2 protein-coding genes are annotated in these 1,248 nt (G+C 42.4%); both read left to right on the top strand.

Going from position 1 to position 1,248, the window contains the following annotated elements; translation table 11 throughout:
• Positions 1-632 (top strand): tyrosine-type recombinase/integrase (locus tag JF818_RS09225; RefSeq protein WP_198891723.1); only part of this gene is annotated, 632 nt, incomplete at its 5' end.
• Positions 633-750: 118 nt separating this feature from the next.
• On the top strand, positions 751-957 hold the full coding sequence (locus JF818_RS09230; RefSeq protein WP_198891724.1) for an integrase core domain-containing protein: 207 nt from the start codon (positions 751-753) through the stop codon (positions 955-957).
• Positions 958-1,248 lie beyond the last annotated feature (291 nt).

The following is a 1,248-nucleotide window of genomic DNA, read 5'->3' on the forward strand; positions in this document are numbered from 1 at the left end:
AAGACGAGCAGGTGGCTCATATCCTTGCGGAAGCACCAAGAGATGGGAAAGGCAGTAGAAACAGGGTTATGCTGCTGCTTCTTTATGATACTGCTATGAGAGTGTCGGAACTTACAGCACTCGAGACAAACCAACTCTATCTTGACCGAAAGAGACCGTTCGTGGCAGTCCGAGGTAAAGGGAATAAGGATAGGCATATTGCCTTGTCTGAGAAGATGGCCGGTATTCTGAAGACATACATCAGAAAATATCATTGTGGGTTGTCCTCATATCTGTTCTTCACCAAGTCCAGAGGCGATTTCAGCCGCATGAGTGAGCGGAATGTTCAGATTATGTTGCAGGAGTATGCCACAAAGGCAAGGGAGAAGGATCCTTCCATACCAAGGCATGTCCACCCTCATGCCCTGAGGAGGGCAAGAGCCACAGGACTCTATCGCAGCGGCATGCCGATTGAGCTCGTTTCTTCCCTGCTTGGACACGACCAGATAGAGACAACCCGAGTTTACGCAAAACCCTCAATTGAACAAATGCGTCAGAATATGGAGAAGTCGATACCAGAAGAAGCCTTTAGGCAGAAACCAGTTTGGACTGGCAAGGAAACTGAGATTAAGAGATTGCTAGGCCTCAGGTAGCGGAAAAATTATGCGAAATCTTGGTCTGAAATGAAGCTCTCAGATAAAGTTTCAGACCATTCTTTCGCATAAATTAAGATTTCGCATGAAATGAATCATACGAAATTTCGTATGATTCATTGAGAGGACCTTTCGAACTCTGAAATATGAATGCATTTTCCTTCATGACTATGCAACAATGACAGAACTCTCTGATGGATTGAAAGGTTTTGTAGGGTTCTTTAACCAGAAAAGGCTTCACCAAGGATTGGACTACCAAACACCAGATGAAGTGTATGAAGCAGGATGTTTCCCCGATAGGGAAATCGATAATCAGGTAGCATAGGAATATTCGTTATTTTTCATGATACCTGTCTTGACAGAGGGCTTAGCTCCTTCCCCATAAATTACAATGACCATTCTCCTAATAACAACAGTGTTACTTTGGTGTTAATAATGCTTTTATTATCCTCTGTATTGAGAGATGTACTGTTCTATTGTATCAATTTTGATCACATCAATTCCCTTCTTTTGAACAATATTTGAATAATGCAAAGGAACTGTGCTACTAAAAATCAAGCATGGTACCACTTTATTAATTGTCAATCTGTCTCTTATACACATCTCCGAGCCCACG

Origin of the sequence: Sphaerochaeta sp. S2 (genome assembly GCF_016406725.1) — a bacterium.
GTDB lineage: Bacteria > Spirochaetota > Spirochaetia > Sphaerochaetales > Sphaerochaetaceae > Sphaerochaeta.